The 2,524-nt window shown below is 65.8% G+C and carries 4 protein-coding genes; 1 reads left to right on the forward strand and 3 read right to left on the reverse strand.

Going from position 1 to position 2,524, the window contains the following annotated elements; genetic code table 11:
* A partial coding sequence (locus H928_RS27795) for a type IV pili methyl-accepting chemotaxis transducer N-terminal domain-containing protein (RefSeq protein WP_043340178.1) occupies positions 1-450 on the reverse strand: 450 nt, incomplete at its 3' end.
* Positions 447-1,004 carry a hemerythrin domain-containing protein gene (locus H928_RS0114050; protein WP_027010945.1) on the reverse strand — a complete coding sequence of 186 codons (558 nt, stop codon included), beginning with the start codon at positions 1,002-1,004 and terminating at the stop codon, positions 447-449. The genes H928_RS27795 and H928_RS0114050, both read right to left, overlap by 4 nt.
* Before the next feature lie 133 nt (positions 1,005-1,137).
* Here H928_RS0114050 and H928_RS30835 point away from each other — a divergent pair, with 133 nt between their 5' ends.
* The gene (locus H928_RS30835; protein WP_084635802.1) at positions 1,138-1,344 is read left to right on the forward strand and encodes a DUF3079 domain-containing protein; all 207 of its coding nucleotides are present in this window, start codon (positions 1,138-1,140) and stop codon (positions 1,342-1,344) included.
* 801 nt (positions 1,345-2,145) lie between these two features.
* Here the strand turns inward: H928_RS30835 and H928_RS0114055 are convergent.
* Positions 2,146-2,524: peptidylprolyl isomerase (locus tag H928_RS0114055; protein WP_021027090.1), on the reverse strand; the 379-nt coding region annotated here is incomplete at its 5' end.

Raw genomic sequence — 2,524 nt, forward strand, 5'->3', positions numbered from 1 at the left:
GTCCACCTCACCGACGAAGCTCTGCGCCTGCTGGGCCGTGACCTCGGCCTGCACCACATGGCTGCCAGTCACCGGCTGCTGCCAGGCTGCGCGCAGCCGCTGCCAGCGTTGCTGCACGGCTTGCAGGGCGGCACGCGAGGCCGTATCGCGCGGCACCGACAGCGGCCGAGCGGCATCGCCCTTTTCCAGCAAGGCCAGGCTGGTGTCGAGCTGGCCGATCAGCAAGGCCAGGCGCTGCGGGCTCGCCTCCGGCAAGGCCTGCGCCAGCTGCCAGGTCTGCATGCGCATCCGCCCCGCTTCATTGACCGCCGCAGCCCCCCCTTCGAGCGACCAGGTCAGCCGCAAGGTCAGGCCAATCGCGACCAGCGCCATCAGCAGCAGCGCGCAACCAATGGCGCCGATCTTGACGGCCAGCGGCCGCTGGCGTGCTGGCTGCAGTTCCCCTTTCATGGCCCCGCCTCCGGGTAACGCACCCCGCGCCGCTGCGCCATCTCGCGCCCCATGGCGGCTTGCACGGCAGGCTCCAATTGCGCTTGCGCGCTGGGGTAGGCCTGCGTCTCCTCTGCCGCGATATGGCGCGTATAGACCTCGGCAAAATCCGCCCAGCGGCGCCGGGCCGCCACCAGCGCCTCGCCCGTCGGTGCATGGCCTGCTTGCACTGCCTGCAGATCCGCCCGTATCGTCGGCCACAGCGCCTCCATCTGCCGGTGTTCGGCCTGCAGCTGGTCGGCCAGCGCGCCCTGCCCTGCCGCCCGCAGTACGGGCAGCACATGCTGCTCTTCATCCTGGTGGTGCAAGGGCGCCGCCAGGTCAAAGTAGCGCTGCACATCAGCCGCCGCATCGCGCGCCTGGCCCTGCGCATCGCCGCCGCCCTGCTCGGCCAGGTAGGCACCCAGGCGGCCCAACAGATCCAGGCTGCGCGCCACCCGGCCGTGGCAGGCCTGCAGCATGCCGAACGGCTCCTCAAAGCCTGCTGTGGGTGGGGTGTTCAGGAGCTGTGTCACAGCCTCCATTTTCGCTGCCCATCGCTGCCTGTGCGTTGCGGTGTACGCCAAGCATGATCCAGGTCAAATTCTGCTGACTGGCGCAGGCGCACAGTGGTGCGGTACTGCTATATCTTTGCCCTGTTAGCTCTTTATGGCCAAACGTTTTCCTATCCATCCTGCACATCCTGAGCGGACTTGCTGGGGGTGTGACCGTTATTGCGCTGCGTCGTCCATGGCTTGTGGCAATGGGTCGGAGCGGTCGGCGCATCCGGTGGAGTTGTTTGGGCCCGATTGGGCGGAATGGGATCCTTTGGCTTCTCAGCCTGCTGAGGGTGCTGGTCTGCCAGGGCAGTCCTGATGGTTCGGCCAGCGGTCGGCATTCCATCGCTCTTGGCCATGCAGCCTTCTGCTGTGGCCTTCAGGCCGGAGGCCGGTTTTCGCCCGGCAGGCGACTCACTTTCTTGCTCGTGCAAGAAAGTAAGCAAAGAAACACGCCCCTGCTATCCGTGTCCCCAGTGCCTGCGGCACTGGGGCAACCTGCGATGCTCGACCCAGGGGCGTGCCGCATAACTCACTACGCGCCAAGGCGCTCCGTTCAAACAGATGCGGCAAGCATGACCACGAAGGCGTGTGTCCTTCGGCACACGCCCGCCCCTGGGTCTGTGCTTCTCGGCACGGCTAGAAGGGGGAAGAGGGATCCAGCAGCTGCAATGCCATCGCTGCGCTCGGCATGGAAGGGGACTACACCCCCTTCTGTATGCGCCTGTGATGGGGCGTTTGCGGGCTGGCATGCGCGCCCCAGCGCGCATGCTTCGTGAACTGACTCGCCGTGGCTGTTTGAACGGAGCGCTTCAGCGCGTAGTGAGTTCCACGGCGCAGCCCGCAAACGTCTCAGCACAGGTTGCCCCGCAGCGCAGCGGAGGGGTCGCAGACAGCAGGGGCGCACTTCTTTTGCTTACTTTTCTTTGGTCCGGCACTCCGGTGCGAGCAAGAAAAGTGAGTCGGCCGCCGGACGAAATCCGGCCTCTGTCCTTCGACAGAAAAATGGAGATAAAACGGCAGCTGAGTCCGTCAGCATCTCTTACTCGGAGGCTCCCGGCCTCTGTCGTTAGAACAAATGAGACTGCCAGACCTACGGCAGAGCAAACAAACAAAATAGCTACTGCACCAAAGGCGTCTTCGCCCCTTCCAAATCCACCCCCACCACCCGCGCCCGCCCAGCCAACAACCGCAAATACTGCGACAACCCCGTCGCAAAACTCTGCTGCCGCAACTGCTGCAACACAGCGGCCCGCACCTGCTCATAAGGCGGCACGGTGCCCGCATCGCGCTCCTGCACCTCCACCACATGCAGCCCAAAGCGGCTGTGCACCAGGCGCGGCAACACCCCCACCTCGGCATGGCCGAAAAGCTCGCGGGCGAACTCGGGGGCGCAGTCTTCGATGCGCAGCCAGCCCAGCTGGCCGCCCCGCGCGCCGCTGGGGCAGTTGCTGCTGGTGCTGGCAGCGGCGGCAAAGCGGTCGCCGGCGGCCTGCTCT

The sequence above is a fragment of the Comamonas sp. B-9 genome, assembly GCF_000410635.1.
Lineage (GTDB): Bacteria > Pseudomonadota > Gammaproteobacteria > Burkholderiales > Burkholderiaceae_C > Comamonas.